This window comes from Endozoicomonas sp. SESOKO2, assembly GCF_024606245.1.
GTDB lineage: Bacteria > Pseudomonadota > Gammaproteobacteria > Pseudomonadales > Endozoicomonadaceae > Endozoicomonas_A.
In genome coordinates this window covers 1-4356 of record NZ_JAHHPQ010000130.1, presented here as the reverse complement: position 1 = coordinate 4356, position 4356 = coordinate 1, and the positions used below count along the sequence as shown (strand labels likewise).

5 protein-coding genes are annotated in these 4356 nt (G+C 48.5%); 3 read left to right on the top strand and 2 right to left on the bottom strand.

What is annotated here, in order from left to right:
• Positions 1 to 62 precede the first annotated feature (62 nt).
• Entirely contained in the window at positions 63 to 947 is an 885-nt protein-coding gene (locus KDK17_RS03470; RefSeq protein ID WP_257274378.1) for an NAD(+) kinase, read from the bottom strand.
• Positions 948 to 1161: 214 nt separating this feature from the next.
• On the opposite strand from KDK17_RS03470, the gene KDK17_RS03465 reads away from it, so the two are divergent.
• Both KDK17_RS03465 and KDK17_RS03460 read left to right on the top strand, forming a co-directional pair.
• A complete protein-coding gene (locus KDK17_RS03465) occupies positions 1162 to 2091 on the top strand; it encodes a DUF1853 family protein (RefSeq protein ID WP_257282182.1) in 930 nt (309 codons plus the stop codon).
• Positions 2092 to 2246: 155 nt separating this feature from the next.
• Positions 2247 to 2705 (top strand): DUF2780 domain-containing protein, encoded by a 459-nt coding sequence (locus KDK17_RS03460; RefSeq protein WP_257274376.1) that lies wholly within the window; start codon positions 2247 to 2249, stop codon positions 2703 to 2705.
• On the opposite strand, the gene KDK17_RS03455 is transcribed toward KDK17_RS03460, so the two are convergent.
• A complete protein-coding gene (locus KDK17_RS03455) occupies positions 2698 to 3621 on the bottom strand; it encodes a 1-aminocyclopropane-1-carboxylate deaminase/D-cysteine desulfhydrase (protein WP_257274375.1) in 924 nt (307 codons plus the stop codon). The genes KDK17_RS03460 and KDK17_RS03455 overlap by 8 nt on opposite strands.
• 251 nt (positions 3622 to 3872) lie before the next feature.
• Here KDK17_RS03455 and KDK17_RS03450 point away from each other — a divergent pair, with 251 nt between their 5' ends.
• Positions 3873 to 4184: an RNA-binding protein gene (locus tag KDK17_RS03450; protein ID WP_257274374.1), complete on the top strand. Its 312-nt coding sequence runs from the start codon at positions 3873 to 3875 to the stop codon at positions 4182 to 4184.
• Positions 4185 to 4356: the final 172 nt, after the last annotated feature.

Sequence of the window (4356 nt, the reverse complement as noted above, 5' to 3'; positions counted from 1 at the left end):
GACCAATTTATTGCAACCGCAGTAGGACAGCCTTAAGTCCGACAGGCTGCTAGACAATAATGTCACTCTGCATCCTCGTTGGGATACCATCTTAATTTGGATCGACAGGCTTCGTAAAAATTGTGATTCAGTGGATGCAGTAGTCTCAGTCTTTGGTGTTTTTTACGGATCAGGATGACGTCGTCAGGTACCAGCTCAATATCCACCTGCCCGTCAAAGCTGATGCGGGGATGTATTTCGTTGCCTTCGTGAATGACAAGCTGCAACTGACTGTTACCATCCACAACCAGAGGTCGGTTAGTCAGCATATGCGGATACATGGGAACCAGCACGATAGCATCCAGTTTTGGATGCATGATGGGACCGCCCCCCGACAGAGCGTAGGCGGTTGAGCCCGTCGGCGTTGCCATAATCAGACCATCAGAACGCTGCCTATAGACAAACTGGTCTTCAATAAACAGCTCAAACTCTATGATCTTGGTGGACACCCCCGGATGCAGCACCACATCATTGAGAGCATCACCACAGCCAATGGTTTTACCTTGACGCTCAACCTTGGCTTCCAGCAGAAACCGGTTCTCCATTCGGTAATGACCATTAAGTATTTCGCCAATACAGGCTTCCAGCTCATCCGGCGAAACATCGGTCAGAAAGCCCAGACGACCAAGGTTGACACCCACTACCGGCACATCATGGACAGAGAGTTCTCTGCCAGCCCCCAGCAAACTGCCGTCACCCCCGATGACCACGACCAGATCGCAAATTTTGCCCATGCTGGCCCGGTCACAGATGTGGAAACCATGCCCCGGCAAAAGATCCGATAATTGCTCATCCAGAGACACTGTTACACCCTGCGAATGCAGAAAATCGGTCAAACGTTTCAGGGGGCCATCAATATGAGCCTTACCCTGACGCCCGGTAACCCCAACCTGCTTGAATTCTTCCATCGGTCTAAATCACTTATCGTTGGTGAATTTATCCTGCCCGGATGACAGCTCAGCCTTAATTGAGCGATGACTGTAATCTGCCTGGTGAATATATAAACACACCGATTTGAATCTGTTACTCTTATTTGTCACCTGCAGGCTTCCCGGAGCCCGCAACGATCAGCCATCATTTTGTTATTTACAGCCATCGGCCCGATACCATGAACTGCTAAAAATGAATCGTCTCTCTCATCAGCAGATAGCCCGGGATATCCAATGGTTACTGAGCAGCCCCTCCATCATCAACCCTGATTATGATGCGAGGTTTATCTGCCCGGCAACCCACCCGGTGCACAACGACCAGATTACAGGCTCTGGCTATTCAGAGCTAGTGGAGATTCTGCATCAGCGACGGAGTCATCTGCTGGGTATCTATTATGAATCACTCTGGCAATACATCCTCAGACATTCAGAAGACTATCAGCTGATGGCCTGCAATCTTCAGGTTCAGAATAATCACCAGACACTGGGCGAGTTCGACCTGATTCTTAAGTCCCTTAAGCGAGAGGTTTTTATTCATCGGGAACTCGCCATCAAATACTATCTGGGTCTTCCTTCCGGCAATCACCCGGCCAGCCCCTGGCATCACTGGATTGGGCCAGGCCTGCACGACCGCATGGACAAGAAGCTCAACCACATGCTGCAACATCAGATCACGCTTTCGCAGACTCATGCCGGGCAACGTGCACTCAATGCTCTGGATATCTCCGGGGTACAGACTGAAATACTTTTCCAGGGATACCTTTTTTATCCGGTTACAGGTGCCTGCCCACCCCCTGAAGACTGTTCTGCTCAACACCTGAGGGGACACTGGCTGCCCATTAATCAGTTATCTTCATGGCTGGAACTCGAAGAAGGCGAAATCTGCTACCTGCCTCTGCCAAAATCACTCTGGCTATCTTCCTACAGAGGTGTGTCTGATCCAGCGACTCACCTCTCCGGAGATGAACTGATCAAATGCTTGCAGTCACAATTATCCAAAATCGCCCGTCCTCAGATGGTGGTTCGGTGTCATGAAAAAGAGGGTAATCTGTGTGAAAACAGTCGTTTTTTTGTGGTGCCCGATAACTGGGAAGCCGAGGCGATAGTGGCCGCTAAAATATAAACGACTCTTGTTATGCATTCGTTTTTATATAACAATTCGTAACAACTATTTATCGGTATTGATAAATAATTAATGGACTGTCTTGCTAATAGGGTATTTGCATTATGAAACGCTTGAGCTTATTCATTAACCGTTTCTATACTGGGCTATTTTGCTTGCTTGCCACGCTTCTTGTTCTTCAATCACCGGCGAGTCATGCCACAGGATTGATTGATACCCTGACCAGCCAGTTAAATGTCAGCAAGTTTCAAGCCGAAGGGGGTGCAGGTGCCCTGTTACAGATGGCCAGCTCTCAATTATCAAAAGACGACTTTAATACCATTCAGGGAGCACTACCGGAAACAGCGGAGTTATTAAAGGCAGCACCGGAAGTAATACCTGCCAAAAACTCTTCATCGATATTGAACTCTGCCAATTTGCTGGGCGGTTTCCATACTCTGAGCCAGCAGTTCAAAAAACTGGGCCTGAAGGACGAGATGATTTCGAAGTTTTCGACCGTACTGATTGATTATCTCAAAGCGAACCCGAATAGCGAAGCCGCCGGACTGTTAAAATCGGCACTTCCTTCAGGTATAGCCAATACTGCAGGCTCCCTGATTGAAAAATTCATGTAGCCCACTGGCTGAAACCACGACGCCCCTGGAGACCACCGGTATGAATGAGCAGCAGCCTGCCAATGCCGGATAGACCTCCCGATTCGGCCATCTGCTTCAGCGCAAAAAATAGCTTACCCGTATAAACCGGGTCCAGAGGGATCCCGGTTTCCCGCTCAAATTCCAGAATAAACCGAATAAGCTCGGGAGTTGTTTTGCCATAGCCACCACAATGGTGATCCAGCTCCAGGCTCCAACAGGTCGCAAGCGCGGGAAGATACTGCTGAATATCATTTTTCAAAAAATTTGCCCCTTTGAGCACCGAAAATCCCCGTACATGGGCATCATTGCCTGCACTGCGAACAACGCCAGCCATGGTCGCACCGGTACCACAGGCCAACCAAATCTCATCATATTCCGAAGCCCGGATGCACCCCGCAGCAAGAATATCTTCACAACCCCTGACCCCCGGTTCGCCCGAGCCTCCTTCCGGAACAATCATCACCTGATCCAGGGAGAGTGACAGCTGTTTTACCAGCATCTGCTGATATTGAGTCTCATCCCGCTTTCGGTATTCAGCACGACTGACATAAACCAGTCTCATGCCCCAGCGTTCTGCATCCTTTAACATGGCAGAGGGTCTAGCCGGTTTCTCACCTCGAATAACGCCTATTGTCTGAAAACCCAAACGATAACCTGCCGCTGCCATGGCATGAAGATGATTAGACCAGGCACCACCAAAGCTTAAAAGTGTTTTGATCTTTCTTGAACGCGCTTCAATAAGAAAGTATTTAAGTTTGAACCACTTATTACCACTAATAAGCGCATCAATTTGATCAAGACGAAGAACATCAATCGCAATAGAGTAATCGCGCACAAGACAGGTATTTATTCTTTCTATAGGCACATTGTTACGAATAACATCTGAAAAACACATAATCCCGTTTATTTTTCTGGTTTTAACACTCAGTAAGCAAAAATGACGTAATAAGTCAGTGATATAAACAATATCAGTAATAAAGAATACATATAACAAGCCTTCATTCCACTGATCTACGTGCTACAATGGGATCTCACTTAAACATTGTACTCTTACCTGACGCCCAAAAAGACAGTGTCTCTAGCGACGCTTGAAGCTTTGAAAGGTGACAGACAAGCAGCTACAGCGTCCCCGGAGATAGAGAAAAAATGGCAAACAAACTGTTCGTTGGCAACCTGGCCTTCGCCGCAACAGAACAAGATCTGGAAGAGGCTTTTGGTGCCTTCGGCGAAATCGAGGAAGCGAAAATCATCCTCGATCGTGAAACCGGTCGTTCTCGTGGCTTTGCTTTCGTAACCTTCAGTTCTGAAGATGCTGCTGAAGCCGCTCTTGCCCTGGATGGGCAGGATGTAGCGGGTCGCAGCATCCGCGTCAGCATCGCAACCGAGCGCCCTCGCAACAACAATGGCGGCGCTCGTCGTGGCTTTGGCGGGAATCGTGAAGGCGGTCGTCGCTTCTGACAACATCCCCCGATCCAGATCCAAAAAAGCTGGTTCATTGCTAGCTTTTTTTTCGCCTGAAATTTGCCTATTTGCAAGTAAAAAAAAAACGATTACCTAAAAGATAATCGTTTTTGTAGATGGCGGACCGGACGGGACTCGAACCCGCGACCTCCGGCGTGACAGGCCGGCA